Raw genomic sequence first — 14,946 nt, 5'->3', positions numbered from 1 at the left:
CAGGGGCCGGCCGCCGGGGCACGACAGTTCAGCGGTCTGTCAGTTCAACCAGCGGCGGCGGCGCAGCAGGCCGAGGAGCGCCAGGCCGAGCACGCTGGCCGGGGCGCCCGTGCCGGTGGAGGAGCAGCCGCCCGGCTCCGGCGTGGAGGTGGACAGCGTGGCCGTGGCCTCCACGGTGGCGTTGTGCGAGGCCCCGCGGGCATCCGTCACGGTGAGACGGAAGCTGTAGGTACCGGTCGCGGGCACGTCCACGTTCAGCACCGCCTGGTTGGCGTTGCTGAACTGCACGGACGGGCCGTTGATCTGCTCCCACCTGTAGGTGAGCGCGTCCCCCTCCCCATCGCTGGAGGCCGAGCCATCGAGCGTCATGGACTCCTGGCTGCCGGAGAGGAGGATGCGGGCGCGGGCCACGGGCGCCTGGTTGTCGGCGGGCGAGACGGTGACCGTCACCGTCGAGGGCTCGCTGGAGAGCGAGCCATCCCGCACCACCAGCCGGAAGACGAGGTCGGTGTTGGACCTCACGGCCGGAGCGGTGAAGGACGGCGTGGCGGTGTCCGCCCCCGCCAGCGTCACCCACGGACCCCCCACCTGCGTCCACTGGTACGTCAGGGTGCCGCCATCGGCGTCCGCGCTCGTGCTGCCGTCGAGGTTGACGGTGGCATTGGACACCGCGGAGAGCGCGGTCCCCGCCCTGGCCACGGGCGCGCGGTTGACGTTGCGCACGGTCACCGACACGTCACGGGTGGCCGAGGCCTTGCCGTCGCTCACCGTCACGCGGAAGGTGAGCACGCGGTCCGAGGGCACCTCGCCGGTGGCGAAGGTGGCCGTCGCCGTGTTGGCGCCGGAGAGCGTGACCGACGGGCCGGTCAGCTGCGTCCAGGCGTAGGTCAGCGCATCGCCGTCCGGGTCCGAGGCGATGGCCACGAGGGAGGCGGTGCTCCGCTCGTCCACCGTCACCGGAGACGCCGTCACCACCGGCGCGCGGTTCACGTCGTTGACCACCACGTCCACCGTGTCGCTGGCGGACAGCTTGCCGTCGCTCACCGTCAGCATGAAGGAGAGCGTCTCGCCGGAAGCCGTCTCCGGCGCGATGAAGCTGGCGGACGCCGTGCTGGCACCGGTCAGCGCCACCGGGGTACCGGACACCTGCACCCAGGCGTAGCTGAGAGCGTCACCGTCCACGTCGCTCGCGGAGCCGCTCAGCGTGTAGACGCTCCGCTCGTTCGCGGTGCCATCCACACCCGCGTTCACCGTGGGCGCGCGGTTGACGGTGACGTTGCGCACCGTCACCGCCACGTCGGAGCTGGCGGTGGTGAAGCCATCGAACACCTCCACGCGGAAGGTGAGCACGCTGTCGGCGCTCACCTCGCCCGCGGAGAAGGTGACCCGGGCCGTGTCGGCCCCGGAGAGCACCACCGGCGTGCCGGTCAGCTGCGTCCAGCTATAGGTCAGCCTGTCACCATCCGCGTCCGAGGCGATGGCCTCGAGCGTGGCGGTGCTGAGCTCGTCCACCGTCACCGCGGGCACCGTCACCACCGGCGCGCGGTTCACCGTGTCCACCACCACGTTCACCGTATCGCTGGCGCTGCTCTGGCCGTCGCTCACCGTCAGGCGGAAGGAGAGCGTCTCACCGGACACCGTCTCCGGCGCGGTGAAGGTGGCCCGGGCCGAGGTGGCACCGGACAGCGCCACCGGCGTGCCGGACACCTGCACCCAGCTGTAGCTCAGCGTGTCGCCGTCCTCGTCGCTGGCGGAGCCGGAGAGCGTATAGGACGCGCGCTCGTTGACGACGCCGTCCACGCCCGCGTTCACCGTGGGCGCGCGGTTGACCTGGCGCACGTTCACCACCACGTCCTGGGTGGCCGTGGCGCCGCGGCCGTCGCTCACCGTCACGCGGAAGGTGAGCACGCTGTCGGCGCTCACCTCGCCCGTGGAGAAGGTGGCCCGGGCCGTGTTGGCCCCGGAGAGCGTCACCGCCGTGCCGGACACCTGCGTCCAGCTGTAGCTCAGCGTGTCCCCGTCCGCGTCCGAGGCGGTGGCCTCGAGCGTGGCGGTGCTGCGCTCGTCCACCGTCACCGAGGACGCCGTCACCACTGGCGCGCGGTTCACGTCATTCACCGTCACGCTCACCATGTCGCTGCTGGTCACCTTGCCGTCGCTCACCGTCAGGCGGAAGGTGAGCGTCTCACCGGACGCCGTGTCCGGCGCGGTGAAGGTGGCGGAGGCCGAGGTGGCACCGCTCAGCGCCACCGGCGTGCCGGACACCTGCACCCAGCTGTAGCTCAGCGTGTCCCCGTCCGGGTCGCTCGCGGAGCCGGAGAGCGTGTAGGACTCGCGCTCGTTCACGGAGCCATCCACGCCCGCGTTCACGGCCGGCGCGCGGTTGACCTGGCGCACGTTCACCACCACGTCCTGGGTGGCCGTGGCCCGGCCGTCGCTCACCGTCACGCGGAAGGTGAGCACGCTGTCGGCGCTCACCTCGCCCGTGGAGAAGGTGGCCCGGGCCGTGTTGGCCCCGGAGAGCGTCACCGCCGTACCGGTCAGCTGCGTCCAGCTGTAGCTCAGCGTGTCCCCGTCCGCGTCCGAGGCGGTGGCCTCGAGCGTGGCGGTGCTGCGCTCATCCACCGTCACCGAGGACGCCGTCACCACCGGCGCGCGGTTCACGTCGTGGATGGCCACGTCCACCGTGTCGCTGACGCTGCTCTGCCCGTCGCTCACCGTCAGGCGGAAGGTGAGCACCTCGTCGAACGCGACCTCCGGCGTGGCGAAGGTGGCGGACGCCTTGTCGTAGTTGCTCAGCGCCACCGGCGTGCCGGACACCTGCGTCCAGAGGAAGCTGAGGGTGTCGCCGTCCGCGTCGCTCGCGGAGCCGGAGAGCGTGTAGCCGCCGCGCTCGCTGGCCGAGCCATCCAGGCCCGCGTTCACCGTGGGCGCGCGGTTGACGTTCAGCACGCGCACCGTCACGGTGTCGCTGGCGGTGAGGGTGCCGTCGCTGACGGTCAGCCGCAGCACCACGTCGCTGTCACCCGTCACCTCGGGGGCCGTGAAGGACGGGGTGGCCGTGTCCTCGCCCGTGAGCGTCACCGCCGGGCCGGACACCTGCGCCCAGCTGTAGCTCACGCTGTCCCCATCCACGTCCGACGCGCTGCCGGACAGCGTCACGCGCGAGCGCTCGTTCGCCGTCAGGTCCGTGCCCGCGTTGGCCACGGGCGGACGGTTCATGCACACGCCGTCCTCGCCGACGATGCTCGTGAAGGGCGTGCCGATGATGCCGGTGAAGGCCAGGTCATCCAGCAACCAGCCCGTGCGCGCCGCGGCGTCGTCGGAGCCGATGCGGAAGCGGATTTGAACCGTCTGGCCCGCGTAGGCGGTCCCCAGGTCCAGCGTCGCGGGCGCCAGCGTGGGGAAGCCCGCCGAGGTCCCCACGAAGCCGCGGCGGCCCTTCAACGGGTTCTTGCCCGTCGTGGTGTTGATGATCGTACCGGTGTACAGCGAGTCACCGATGTCCACCCACGTCGCCCCTCCATCGCTGGAGAGCTCGATGACGGCACCGTCGTAGTAGCCGGTGGCGTCGAACTCGAGGTCATACGCGTGACGGAAGGAGAGGACGAGCGGCTCCGTGGCGCTCACCTCCAGCGGCGGGGTGACGAGGCGGATGTCGCCCGGGGCGCCCAGGTTCGGGCCGAAGAAGGCCCGGTTGAGGTCGGCGATGAACTCGACGACCTGGAAGGAGCCCGGGGTCAGCGTGGTGTCGGACTCGAAGCCCCACGGCAGCGTCCGGCCCTCCACCGTCTCCGTGGCGGTGGTGGCGGGCGCCTCGTCGTACTGCGTCTCGAGGCCGAACGCGTGGACCTTGTCCCCCGGAATCGCCTGGGCCTCGTCACGGAAGGCGAGGCTGAAGTTGACGACCTGTCCCTTCGTCGCGCCGCGCAGCGTCACGGGCACGGACACCTCGGCCTGCCCGCCCACGGGAATCACCGGGAAGCGCATGGAGCCGCCGTTGCCCACCGTCACGCCCGCGGAGGGAGAGAACACGGTGACGCTGGTGTTGCTGGCCTCCTTCGAGCCCGAGTTGCGCACGGTGACGATGATGCGGCCCGTCTCCCCGTTGTCCAGGACGCCGTCCTTGTCGCAGGAGCCGGTCGCCAGGTCATCGGCGAACACGGCGGAGACGAGCTCCAGGTTCGTCCCGACGCTGAAGCTCTCCACCACGCCGGCGTGGTTGGTGGAGTAGCGGTCCGGAGCCACCGCGCCCACGCCCGCGCCGCGCCGGGCGAAGGCCGCCCAGAAGCGCTCGCCGTCGGCCGGGTCGTTGGCGTTGGCCGCCGCGATGATGGCGTCACGCGCCTCCAGGTAGGTGGGCGCCACGGGCGTCATCTTGAACCCGTTCACCAGGTAGCTCTTCATGCGGCGCTGCGCCTCCTCGAACGGATGCGCGCGCAGGAGCGACACGTAGCACTCCCACAGCATGGTGGCCCACACCTCACCGGAGTTGTGGACCTGGGAGTTGACGCCGCCCGGGGAGATGGGCGCCGAGGTGGGCAGCGCCACGCCATCGGAGATGTGGCGGAACATCAGCGCGTTCCGGGCCATGTCCGCCGAGTACGTCACGCGGCGGATGCCGAAGAAGGCGGAGTCCGGGGAGCTGCCACGCGTGGCGAACTCGGCCGCGGCGTAGGCCCCGTTCCAGTTCGCGTTGGAGGCCACCAGGGCGTCCTCCGCGCGCGTCACCATCAGCAGCGCGGTGAAGTCACCCCAGCCCTCCCCCATGGCGCGGCCCTGGTTGTTGACCAGACCGGCCGCGTTGCCGATGAGGCGGTTGCTGATGTAGTGGCCCCACTCGTGCGCCACGATGATGTTGTCCACCGTGCCGTCCAGGTACGGAGCCGCCGCGCGGTACAGCCGCACGTTGACGCCGGTGGCCTCGCGCAGCACCTTGCCCTCCGCCATCGTGAGGCGCAGCGAGGGAATGGTGATGGTGGTGGAGGTGCCGCCCATGTTCGAGCGCAGACCGTCCACGTTGTCCACGAGGATGACGCCGATGGCCCCCGCGTTCTGCGCGTTCGTCATCTTGACGGTGAAGTCGCAGTTGCCACGGTCGATCAGGGCGATCTTCCCGGCCACCTCCGCCGCGTTGGACAGCGCGGTGCACGCGTCGGTGCTGGTGGCCACGCCGTCCTGCGCCCCCACCACGTCCCCGGTGGTGTCGAAGGACTGCGGACCGAAGCCCCCGGCGATACCCGCCGCGAAGTCACGCGCGATGCTCTCGGGCGCGTTCACCGTCACGCGCGCGTCGCGGCCGGAGAAGCGGTACATCTGCATGCGCGGGGACCTGCCGTCCGCCGGCGTGGACATGTTCGCGTTGTTGAGGCCGCTGTAGTCCTGCGCCTGCGCGCGGATGGCGTCGCCGCCCAGGCCTCCGCGGCCGTAGTTGTCCGTCTGCGCGTTGCCGGACGCCTCGTCGAAGCCCGAGTCGTAGAACCAGTCGTGCAGCCAGTTGTTCAGGAAGAACAGGCTGGTGGTGGCCGCGGCGATCTGCTCCGCATCGGCGTTCGGCTCGATGTCGAAGCGCATGGTCCGGTCGAACACGCCCGGCGCGGTGACGGAGGGACGCAGGTCTCCCGCGTTGTAGTTGTCCGGCGCGACGAGGTCCGCGTACGCGTCCACGTTGTTACCGGTGGTCTCCGTGGCGCCGTCCGGCAGCCAGGGATCGTTCTGGCTGAAGGGAGCGTTCCGCAGGGTGACCAGCGAGGGCGGCACGAACGCCGGGAAGAAGCCGCTCGGCGTGCCCGTGGGGTGCGGCGTGGCCTGGGTGCCCGAGGGGCCGTCATGCGGGGTGTACGGCGGCGTGGCGTCCGCGAAGACGCGGTAGCTGTACTCCGCGTCCGCCGTCAGGTTGTTGCGCAGCAGCAGCCGGCCATCCGCCGCGGACACGACGTACGCGTAGTAGTCCGACTCCTTGCTGTCCGCGCGTCCCGTGTTGAGCTCCACGTAGTACGCGGGCACGAGTCCGCCCGGCAGCGAGTAGAGCACCTGCTTGGCCCGGGCCGGCAGCAGGAACTGCTCCGTCAGCGGGCGCGCGTAGGACACCGGCTCGTAGTGCGAGTAGCGGCCGGTCTCCAGCTTCGTGTCCACCGGCGCGAGCAGGCTCTTGTCCAGCGCGTGCCCCGTCAGGTCCTGGTAGGCCAGGGCGATGACCTCGGAGGCCGTCAGCTGGAAGCGCACGCGCGAGGCGGGCACGTCCGCGGAGACATGCTTGGAGAGGGTGCCGGAGACGGCCACCAGGTCATTGCTCCGGTTGAGCAGCAGGCGGAGCGACTGCCGGAAGACCTCGATGCCCGCGGCCTCCTGGGCGATCGTCACCACCTTGACGCCCTGCTCGTTCTGGCTGACGGACTGCACCCGCGCCCCCGCCGACTCGAGGGAGCTCAGGCCGTAGAGGCTGGCGTGCTCGGAGAGCTGCGCCAGGGCGGCCTCCCCCGGCGCCATGCGCGCGAAGGGCGCCATCAACCGCGCCGGGGGACTGCCCTTGTTGACCCAGAGGAACGTGGGCGAACCCGTCCGCTCGTCCTGATGGGCAACGCGCGCACCCGGCTCCTCCACCGGCCTGAAGCTCGGGCCCGTGGGTTTCACGTCCTGCAGTGCATCGTAGTTCGGCAACGACCGGGCCGCGGCGCCTGTACCCGACAACACCAGCGCCAGCCCTGACAGCGTGGCAACCAACCTTCTCACGTGGGGGAGCTCCCTTTGCGTACGACAGCGGGACGGGGAGCGTCTCCGAGACTTCTCGCGACCTGAGAATCCACCCCGGCATCCACGCCGGAGCGCCCGGTCACCTCGGGTCACTCCCAGGTGACAAAGTGTCACCTGGTGAAAATCGTAGTGCCCCGGCGCATGTGGGTTCAAATGCGACAACCGCTTTTTCAGCGGGCCTGCTACAGCCGGGACGGAATCACGGTCTCTCCCGGGCGGGCCGCCTACACCTCGGGGGCGAGCTTCAGGCCGCGCGCCCTGCGAGCCCGGCGCTGCTCGCGATCGGCCTGGTGGCGGGACACCATGCCGTAGGTGATGCGGTAGCCGAGCCAGGCGGTGGGCACGCCCAGCACGACGCCGCCGATGACGAGGCCGAGCCCCACCTCGAGCGCATCCGGTCCGGAGAGGGACAGCGCGCTCAAGTCCAAGGCGCTGGCCGTCGCCACGCCCTGGGGGGAAGCCGGGAGGAGGCGGTGCGCGATGGGGCGGCCGATGAGGTAGCACAGGCCGTAGACGGGGGCGGCGGTGACGGGGTTGTTGAGCCACACGCCCGCGGCGGCGGCGACGCGCGAGAGCTGGAAGTGCGTCAGCCGGCGCACCAGCTCGGAGGCGGCGAGGGCCAGGGGCAGTTGGAGGCCCATGACGGGCAGCACGGCGATGAACAAGCCGAGCGCCATGCCACCGGCGATCTCACCCGGAGCTCCCGAGCCGCGCAGCAATCGCACGCGCGCGCGCCGGAGCTTCCTCTTGGCAACCTTCCACCACGACGACACGGGGCACCACGCTTCTTCGGAACCGGGACACTCTCGGGGGACGGCGCCAGGATAATGCGAAGCCCGGGCGCGCGCAGGACATCATGGCGGAGCGCGATGGGCTGCCTGCCACCAGACATCAGATGGCGTGAAGCGCGCTCGGGAAGGGGCGGAAGCCGAGCGCGGCCTCCACGAAGGCGCGCAGCTCCCCGGCGGCCCACGGCGTGGCGAGCGCGAAGTGGATGATGCTGGCCTGGCTGAGGGTGGAGGCTTCCTCGGGGCGGAACTTGGTGGACAAAAGAACGCGCGGACCGGGGTAGCCGCGCTCCACCAGGGCGGCGAGGAAGTCCGCCGCGCCCTTCGCGTCCGCCAGCCCCATGTCGATGACGACGGCGGTGGGCGCCGGCTCGAGGTCGAGCAGGGGCAGGGCGAGGGAGAAGGTGTTGACGGGGAGCAGCTCGAAGGCCGGCGACAGCTCCCTGCGGGCGGTGTCGCGCAGCACGGGATCGTCCGCCACGAAGAGGACACGCAGGGGCCCGGAGGTGGCCCGGCCTTGGGACGAGGAAGGCACGGACGCAGGGTACCGCCGGAGAGGAAGCAGGGGCAACGCTTCCTCGGGCCAGGACAACCCGTGAACAGGGCGCGGACGCGAGCCCTCCACTCACGAGGAGGATGACGGCCCCCACACCGGGCGCGCCCGGCAACCGGGCGGCCGCTCGCCGTGCCGTCCTGGCGGAGCACGCCATCCCCTCCTCCCCACGAGCGGGCGGCCGGGGGTCCGGCACACGGGAGTGCCTCCATTCCTATCCTCCCCGCATGAATTCCTCGTACACCCAGCGAATCGGTCGAGCGCTCGGGATGACCGCCCTGCTCGCAATGGGAACGGCGGCCGCTCAGGGCTGGGACCAGTACCTCTACCTGCGCACCCCGAACGCCGCCATCACGGCGCGCGTGACGGGCGACAGCATCTCCAGCCCGGACCTCCAGCTCTCGCGGGATGGAAAGACGCTGCGCGGGAGGGCCTTCGGCCAGACGGTGTTCCTCGGCCTCAACGGCAAGGAGCTGGGAGGCACCGTGGGCCGGGAGCTGACGCGGTTGAGCTTCGAGGACCACGACGGCGTCACCCACGCGCGGGGCTCCTTCTACGGCCGCGTCTCGGAGCTGAACATCAGCGCGGAGGAGCTCACCGGGACGGTGGGCGCGTGCAGCTACGACTTGAAGGCCACGAAGGACGGGAGCTACGTGGGCTCGCGCAGCTGCGGAGGCGTGCCGGAGCGGCCCGTCATCCTCGACATTCCGCCCGCGCTCGCGAAGCAGGGCACGGCGATGACGCTGGCCACGCTCGGGCTCATCCTCGGCGTGCCTTGAGCGGCTCGGGCTCCGGAGCGTAGGCGCGGAGGAACGTGTCCAGGTGGTCCTCCAGGAAGCGCTCCACGTCCAGCGGACGGCAGCGCGAGCCCGCGAGCTGCACCTGGTGCAACATGCCGAGCACCACCGGGCACACCAGCTCCAGCGCGGCGTGGCGCACGTCGCAGCGGCGCAGCTCCCCGTCGGCGATGTGGCGGGACAACCGGGCCTCGGTGGCCTGCAGCGTGGGCTCCAGCAACTCCTGCACGTAGACGGGGCCCAGCTTCTCGTGGCCCAGGCTCGAGGTGAGGCCGAAGGCGTGCACCTCCCCCACCCCGGCGCGCCAGCCCACGAGGAACTGTTGGAGCAACCACTGGAGCGACTCGCGCACCGGGCCGTGGAACTCCGTGGCGGTGGCGTGCAGGTAGGGCAGGCCGCGCTGGTGCATGTCCGCCATCACCTCCGACAGCAGCGCCTCGCGCGAGCCGAAGTAGTGACGCAGCGTGGCCACGCTCACCCCGGCCACCTCGGCCAGCTCGCGGAAGCTCGCCTGCGCCCCGTCCTTCGCGAGCAGGCGTTCGCGCACGGCGTGCAGCAGGCGCTCGCGCTCCTTCTCGTAGTCGGCGTTGCGGCTTCCCTTCACCCGGGCCATGCGTTCTGAATAACCCGCGTGGGGTATGAAATCCACTCTCCGCCCGGTCGGGGGCCGCGCTCCGACGCACTTCGACTTGAAATTAAATAAACCAACGTGAATATTCTATACCCGGAGCGGTACCTGCGGGAGGACTTCATGCTGGACGGTTTCGCCGACGAGGGTTTCGCGGACGTATGGACGCCGGTGGCGATGTCGAAGGAGGTGCGCAAGGCGCCCTACGCACTGACGCTGGCGGGGGAGCGGCTCGTGCTCTTCCGGGACGCCCAGGGCCGGGTGTCGGCGCTGCATGACCAGTGTCCGCACCGCGGGGTGAGGCTGTCGCTGGGGAAGGTGGGCAAGGACGGGTGCCTGGAGTGCCCCTTCCACGGGTGGCGCTTCGCCTCGGGCGGGGCGTGCACGCACATTCCGCTCAACCCCATGCCCGAGGAGAAGCGCCAGCGCTACGCCGCCACGGCCTTCCCGGTGCAGGAGCGCGGAGGCCTCATCTGGGTCTACACGCGCCCGGGAGCCGAGGCCCCGGAGGAGCTGTCCGTGCCCGCCGTGATGGAGCAGCCGGGCGTGCACGTGTGGCACTACGCCGAGACGTGGAACGCGCACTGGACGCGGGCGATGGAGAACATGCTGGACTCGCCGCACCTGCCCTTCGTGCACCGGCGCACCATCGGTGGAGCGCTGGCGAAGCGGATGAAGCCGGACTCGAGGATGGAGATCGAGGTGCACCCCACGCCCACGGGGTTCCGCACCTCGGCGGACATGGATGGAGCAGGCTCGGAAGGCTTCCTGGACTGGCTGCGGCCCAATGGCATGTCGCTGAACATTCCCGTGCCCAAGCGCATCATGAACCTGTTCATGTGGTGCGTGCCGGTGGATGAGAGCCACACGCGGATGATGCTGGTGAGCACGCGCGACTTCCTGAAGGTCCAGCCGCTCGCGGCCGCGATCGACCACTTCAACAAGCGCATCCTCAAGGAGGACCAGGCGGTGGTGGAGTCGAGCCGCCCGATGGAAGCGCCGCCGGTGACCGAGGAGCGCAGCGTGGGGACGGACCGGGCCACGCTGACGTTCCGCCGCTGGTACCTGGAGCGCAAGAAGCGGGGCCCCCGAGAGGCCACCGCCCTCACCGAGGTCCCGCCGCTCGCGAGCTGACACACGAAGGCCCCGCCTCCATCCTCCGGAGACGGGGCCCTGGCACGAGCCCGTTACGCCTTGGCGGCGGCCGAGGCCTTCTGCGCCACGTCCTGCGCGGTGAGCACCGCCGTGGTGGCGACGTTCTGGGTGTTGGGGAGCAGGTCGGACTTCGTCTTGCTCGCCAGCTCGTTCAGGTACGCGCTGAACAGGCCGAAGTAGACGTTGAGGTGATAGAGCACGCGCTCCTCGTCCTGCTTGCCGTTCACCATCGTCATCAGCACGTTCCACACGTCGGTCGAGTGGTCCTCGTTCACGTCGTAGTTGAGGTGCGCCTCGGCCCCGCGCACGGCCTTGTCACCCAGCGAGCGCTTGATGTTCTCGTTCCAGGAGCCCTGCGTCTTGCGGGTGGTGTACTCGACGAAGTACGACTTGGTGATGAGGCCGCGGGGCCCCTCGTGCTCGAGCGTGTAGTAGAGGTAGCCCTGCAGCAGCTTGGTGGCCAGCAGCGGATCCGTGCCGTAGACCTCCTCCTCGGTCATCCCGATGTTCGTCAGGTCCTTGAGGAAGAGCCGGTCGTGCAGCATCTCCTCCTCGGTGTACTTGGCCCACTTGTGCGCGGCCACCGGGTCCGTCTTGGTGAACAGGCACAGCGCCTTGCTGTCGGCCACGCGCGCCAGGCGGATGCGGAGGATCGTCTCCACCGTGTGGCGCTTGAACATCGTCAGGTCCACCTGGTTGGAGCTGGCGAGGTAACGCGCCGCCGGCGCGGCCTTGTAGACGGACTCGATCATGGAATCGAGGAGCGCATCGACCTTGGTACGGAACTCGGGATTCACGGCTTGCGACATGATGTCTCTCCTTGGAACTGCGATCTTCGAAGGGTGATGAGGGGTACTCTGGCGGACTCGGGAAGTACAGCGTCAGGAAGCGCGGGCGCTGCTCAGCATCCGGCCCGCGAGGCTTCCCAACCACCGCGGCACCGAGAACAACACTTCCCTGGAGAGCTCGCCCTTGAGGAGCTGGTAGGCGTGCTCCCCTCTCTCGGGAATCGTGAAGCTGGGGGCATTCTGTGACAACTGGAAGCCCGAGAAGGACTTGCGCCCATGCGGCCGGGCATACCCGAAGTACTTGCGGTAGGGCGTGAGCCCATGCAGGTACAGGCCGGCGTAGGTGAGCAGCGCCGGAGTGAGCCGGTTGAAGCCCTCGGTGGAGTCCACCAGCAGGCGTCCCCACTCGAGGAAGTCGGTGTCCCAGCCCTCCTTCATCCAGCTGGAGAGGGCCGGCTCGGGCACGTACCGCAACGTCTCGTAGGGATAGCGGGTGGTGCGGACGGTCGCCACCACCCGGTCCTTCCACCAGGTGGCGAAGATGAAGGAGTGGGCGTCATACGCGTCCATCCCCTCCGGGGAGAGCTCCTTGAGCAGGTAGGGCAGCTTCGCCCCATACACGCGCAGGCGCATCCGTCCCACCGCCGCGAATTCCTCCGGCTCCCTCACCAGCCCAAAGCGCAGCGTCTCCGAGCGCGGCTTCTGCACCACGAGGTGGGCGGCCCCCTGCGCGAAGGCATGAACCCACCGCTCCCGCAGGCCGGGCTCCCGGCCCGGAGCCGCAATGGCTCTCAGGGACCGGGCGGCGCCCTGTGAGGGCAATACCTCATTGACCACCTCGAACGAGGCGGCCAGCTGTTCCGTCGAACTCATGATGACCTTCTCCCAGGGATGTCGGCGCCAGCACCGCTGGCGGCCGTCCTGTACGAAAAAATTCCGGACAACTCAGGCCCGGCGCTCGGCTCCCTTCACCGGCTCGTAGACGAGCCCGAGCCGCTGCTGCCATCCGGCCTGCTTCACGGCCGGCGTCTTCTCCATCGGCAGCAGGGAAACACGCTCCCCCTCATGGAACTGGATGAAGGGATGAAGCTGATAGCCCATCACCCGGCCCCGGTTCGCCCCCCGCGTCCCGACCCGGACCTCGAGCAGGGAGATGAGCTTCACCGCCCAGGCGAAACCCAGGCCGCAGAAGTTGCCCAGGCTGTAGGCACACAGCCCGTCGTCGAACCACTCCATCGGCTGCACCACGTGGGGGTGACATCCCACGATGAGCTTGAAATTGCGGGCGTTGAGCTGCCGCGCCAGCTCCCGGGTGGAGCGGTGCGGGAAGTGCTGGAACTCGTACTCCCAATGGGGGAAGGCCACCACGAGGTCCAGACCGTGGCGCCGCTTCAGCTCCTCCGCGTCCAGCCCGTCCAGGTGCGTGTGCCGCCACACGCCGGGCTCTTCCCGCCGCGGCTCGATGTTCATCCACTGCGTCCAGGAGACCACCCCCACCGCCATGCCCTCCACCTCCACCCGCACCACCGGCGACGTGCCTCCATTCCACAGCCCGAGGGGCTGGATGCCCAGCGCGGCGAAGCGCTCCTGGGTGGAGAAGTAGCCGGCCTCGCCCTGGTCGAAGGTGTGGTTGTTGGCCACCGAGAGCAGGAGCCGCCCCGGCTTCACGCCCAGCTGCTCCACGATGGCCCGCAGGTATTCGTGGGACATGTTGAACACGAAGCCGTTGCGGGTGACGTTGCTGAGCGGGCGGTTCATCACCGGCGCCTCGCAATTGCCAATCACCAGGTCCGCGCCGGAGAGCAGCTCGCTGATGGCGGGGTCCACGCGGGAGATGCGGTCCCCGTGCAGGGACATGATGTCGCCGAGGAAGAGCAACCGGAGCGGTTTGTCTTCCGGATCGGACACGAAGGTGTGCTCGAGCGGGCGCTGTCCGAGCTGGGTGCGGTTCCAGATGGAGGGGCGGCAGAAATAGAACGGCCACCGCACGGTGTAGTGCCAGGGATAGGGGGAAGGCATGTGCGCTTGGGAGTGCGGAGAGCAGTCGCCGGGCGTCAGGAAAGTCCAGGAGCCGGAAGCGCCGGGGCGGAGGCTCGCGGGTGGAGCGCCAGGGGAAAGAGGGAATGAGAGAGCAGCCCATAGAGGGCGAAGGAGGCCGCGATGGCGGCGGCGGCGAGCCCGGCGGAGCCACCGGACCAGACCGCCAGAGCGACCCCGGGCAGTGCGACCAGGGCCACGCGGGTGAAACCAAACAGGAGCCCCCACTCCGCCCGGGCGAGCGTCTGGTAGGCATAGTTGTACATGAGGCCCAGGGCGTAGAAGGGATAGGCCAGGGCCACCACCCGGAAGTACGCGCTCCCCGCGGCCACGACGGCCTGCTCCGTCTCGAAGAGGGAGAACCACACCTGGGGAAGGAAGAACAGCACCAGCGCCCCCACGCCCACCGCGCCGGCCGAGAGCCCCGCGGCGGTGCGGACCACCCGGCGGAATCCCTCCCGGTTGCCGGCGCCCAGCTCCTCCCCGCCCAACGTCACCACCGCGCTCCCCAGCCCGTAGAGGGTGAGGATGAGCACGTACTCGAAACGGCTGGCCAGCCCGTAACCCGCGACCGCCTCCGTCCCGAAATGGGCCCAGGAGAAGGCCAGCAACATGTACGTCACGTTGTTCACCACGTAGGTGAGGATGGTCGGCAGGGCGATGCGGATGATGTCGCGCGCGGCCGCCCCGTCCCATCGCAGCCGCGAGGGCCGGAGGGTGAGACGCGAACGGCCCATCATCACCCAGGCGCCCAGCAGACTCGACGCCACGAAGCCCGCCACCGTGGCCCACCCCGCGCCCTTCAACCCGAGGGCCGGCACCGGTCCCCACCCGAACATCAGCACCTGGGCCGCCACCGCGTTCACCACGCCTCCCACCACCATCATCACCGAGGGCACCACCAGATTGCGCTCGGAGCGCAGCATGTTGGTCAGCGTGAGCGAGAAGCCCAGCACCGGACTGCCCAGGAAGATGGGCAGCGAGAAGTCCAGGGCGGCCTGCACCAACGCCGGCTCCGGGCTCGCCCTCCTGAGCACCACCTCACCCAGCAACAGGTAGAGCACCGAGAAGAAGACCGCGACGAGCAGCCCCAATCCCAGACATGTCCCCACACACGCCTGCGCGTCCTCCACCCCTCCCCTGCCCAGCCGCCGCGAGATGACCGCGGAGATGCCAATGCCTATCCCACCCCCGAGGGCGGTGAGGAGGATCATGAACACGGGAAAGACAAGCGTGGCGCCCGCGAGCTCCGTCGTCCCCAGGCGGGCAATGAACCAGGTGTCCACCACCAGGAACAAACCAGACAACATCATCACCACGGTGGCCGGCACCGCGAAGCGGACCAGCGCTCCGATGGGTTTCAATACGGTCGTCGACACACCCTCACCTCGTCCCACATGACGGCCGCTCGGCCCGTGTTTCACAAGCGTTGCACAGGCGTTGCAAA

At 69.8% G+C, this 14,946-nt stretch carries 10 protein-coding genes; 2 read left to right on the top strand and 8 right to left on the bottom strand.

The window, feature by feature from the left end; translation table 11 throughout:
- Positions 1-39: 39 nt before the first annotated feature.
- From AC16DP_RS42555 to AC16DP_RS42545, 3 genes are all read right to left on the bottom strand, one after another.
- Positions 40-6,732, bottom strand: coding sequence for a myxosortase-dependent M36 family metallopeptidase (locus AC16DP_RS42555; RefSeq protein WP_329733282.1), 6,693 nt, complete (start codon positions 6,730-6,732; stop codon positions 40-42).
- Between the two features lie 245 nt (positions 6,733-6,977).
- Positions 6,978-7,526 (bottom strand): DUF2062 domain-containing protein, encoded by a 549-nt coding sequence (locus tag AC16DP_RS42550; RefSeq protein WP_329733283.1) that lies wholly within the window; start codon positions 7,524-7,526, stop codon positions 6,978-6,980.
- Between the two features lie 118 nt (positions 7,527-7,644).
- Positions 7,645-8,076 carry a DNA-binding transcriptional response regulator gene (locus AC16DP_RS42545; RefSeq protein WP_329733284.1) on the bottom strand — a complete coding sequence of 144 codons (432 nt, stop codon included), beginning with the start codon at positions 8,074-8,076 and terminating at the stop codon, positions 7,645-7,647.
- 287 nt (positions 8,077-8,363) lie between these two features.
- On the opposite strand from AC16DP_RS42545, the gene AC16DP_RS42540 reads away from it, so the two are divergent.
- Positions 8,364-8,873, top strand: a complete 510-nt coding sequence (locus AC16DP_RS42540; protein ID WP_329733285.1) for a hypothetical protein — start codon at positions 8,364-8,366, stop codon at positions 8,871-8,873.
- Here AC16DP_RS42540 and AC16DP_RS42535 read toward each other — a convergent pair.
- A complete protein-coding gene (locus AC16DP_RS42535) occupies positions 8,854-9,504 on the bottom strand; it encodes a TetR/AcrR family transcriptional regulator (protein ID WP_329733286.1) in 651 nt (216 codons plus the stop codon). The genes AC16DP_RS42540 and AC16DP_RS42535 overlap by 20 nt on opposite strands.
- Before the next feature lie 138 nt (positions 9,505-9,642).
- Between AC16DP_RS42535 and AC16DP_RS42530 the strand changes: the two genes are divergently transcribed.
- Positions 9,643-10,653 (top strand): aromatic ring-hydroxylating dioxygenase subunit alpha, encoded by a 1,011-nt coding sequence (locus tag AC16DP_RS42530; protein WP_329733287.1) that lies wholly within the window; start codon positions 9,643-9,645, stop codon positions 10,651-10,653.
- Between the two features lie 53 nt (positions 10,654-10,706).
- On the opposite strand, the gene AC16DP_RS42525 is transcribed toward AC16DP_RS42530, so the two are convergent.
- The 4 genes from AC16DP_RS42525 to AC16DP_RS42510 all read right to left on the bottom strand — a co-directional run bounded on the left by AC16DP_RS42525 (position 10,707) and on the right by AC16DP_RS42510 (position 14,878).
- Entirely contained in the window at positions 10,707-11,483 is a 777-nt protein-coding gene (locus AC16DP_RS42525; RefSeq protein ID WP_329733288.1) for a hypothetical protein, read from the bottom strand.
- Between the two features lie 72 nt (positions 11,484-11,555).
- Entirely contained in the window at positions 11,556-12,335 is a 780-nt protein-coding gene (locus AC16DP_RS42520; protein ID WP_329733289.1) for a hypothetical protein, read from the bottom strand.
- Positions 12,336-12,407: 72 nt separating this feature from the next.
- Positions 12,408-13,481, bottom strand: a complete 1,074-nt coding sequence (locus AC16DP_RS42515) for a CapA family protein (RefSeq protein ID WP_329733290.1) — start codon at positions 13,479-13,481, stop codon at positions 12,408-12,410.
- A gap of 35 nt (positions 13,482-13,516) precedes the next feature.
- Complete coding sequence (locus tag AC16DP_RS42510) at positions 13,517-14,878, bottom strand: MATE family efflux transporter (RefSeq protein ID WP_329733291.1); 1,362 nt, start codon at positions 14,876-14,878, stop codon at positions 13,517-13,519.
- Between the last annotated feature and the right edge of the window lie 68 nt (positions 14,879-14,946).

The sequence above is a fragment of the Archangium sp. genome, assembly GCF_057119385.1.
The sequence above is the reverse complement of the archived record's forward strand: the minus strand, read 5'-3'. Positions and strand labels throughout refer to the sequence as shown.

Coding starts and splice junctions, on each gene's coding strand:
- AC16DP_RS42530 (WP_329733287.1), top strand. CDS start 9,643: ATGCTGGACGGTTTCGCCGACGAGGGTTTCGCGGACGTATGGACGCCG.
- AC16DP_RS42525 (WP_329733288.1), bottom strand. CDS start 11,483: ATGTCGCAAGCCGTGAATCCCGAGTTCCGTACCAAGGTCGATGCGCTC.
- AC16DP_RS42515 (WP_329733290.1), bottom strand. CDS start 13,481: ATGCCTTCCCCCTATCCCTGGCACTACACCGTGCGGTGGCCGTTCTAT.
- AC16DP_RS42535 (WP_329733286.1), bottom strand. CDS start 9,504: ATGGCCCGGGTGAAGGGAAGCCGCAACGCCGACTACGAGAAGGAGCGC.
- AC16DP_RS42540 (WP_329733285.1), top strand. CDS start 8,364: ATGACCGCCCTGCTCGCAATGGGAACGGCGGCCGCTCAGGGCTGGGAC.
- AC16DP_RS42520 (WP_329733289.1), bottom strand. CDS start 12,335: ATGAGTTCGACGGAACAGCTGGCCGCCTCGTTCGAGGTGGTCAATGAG.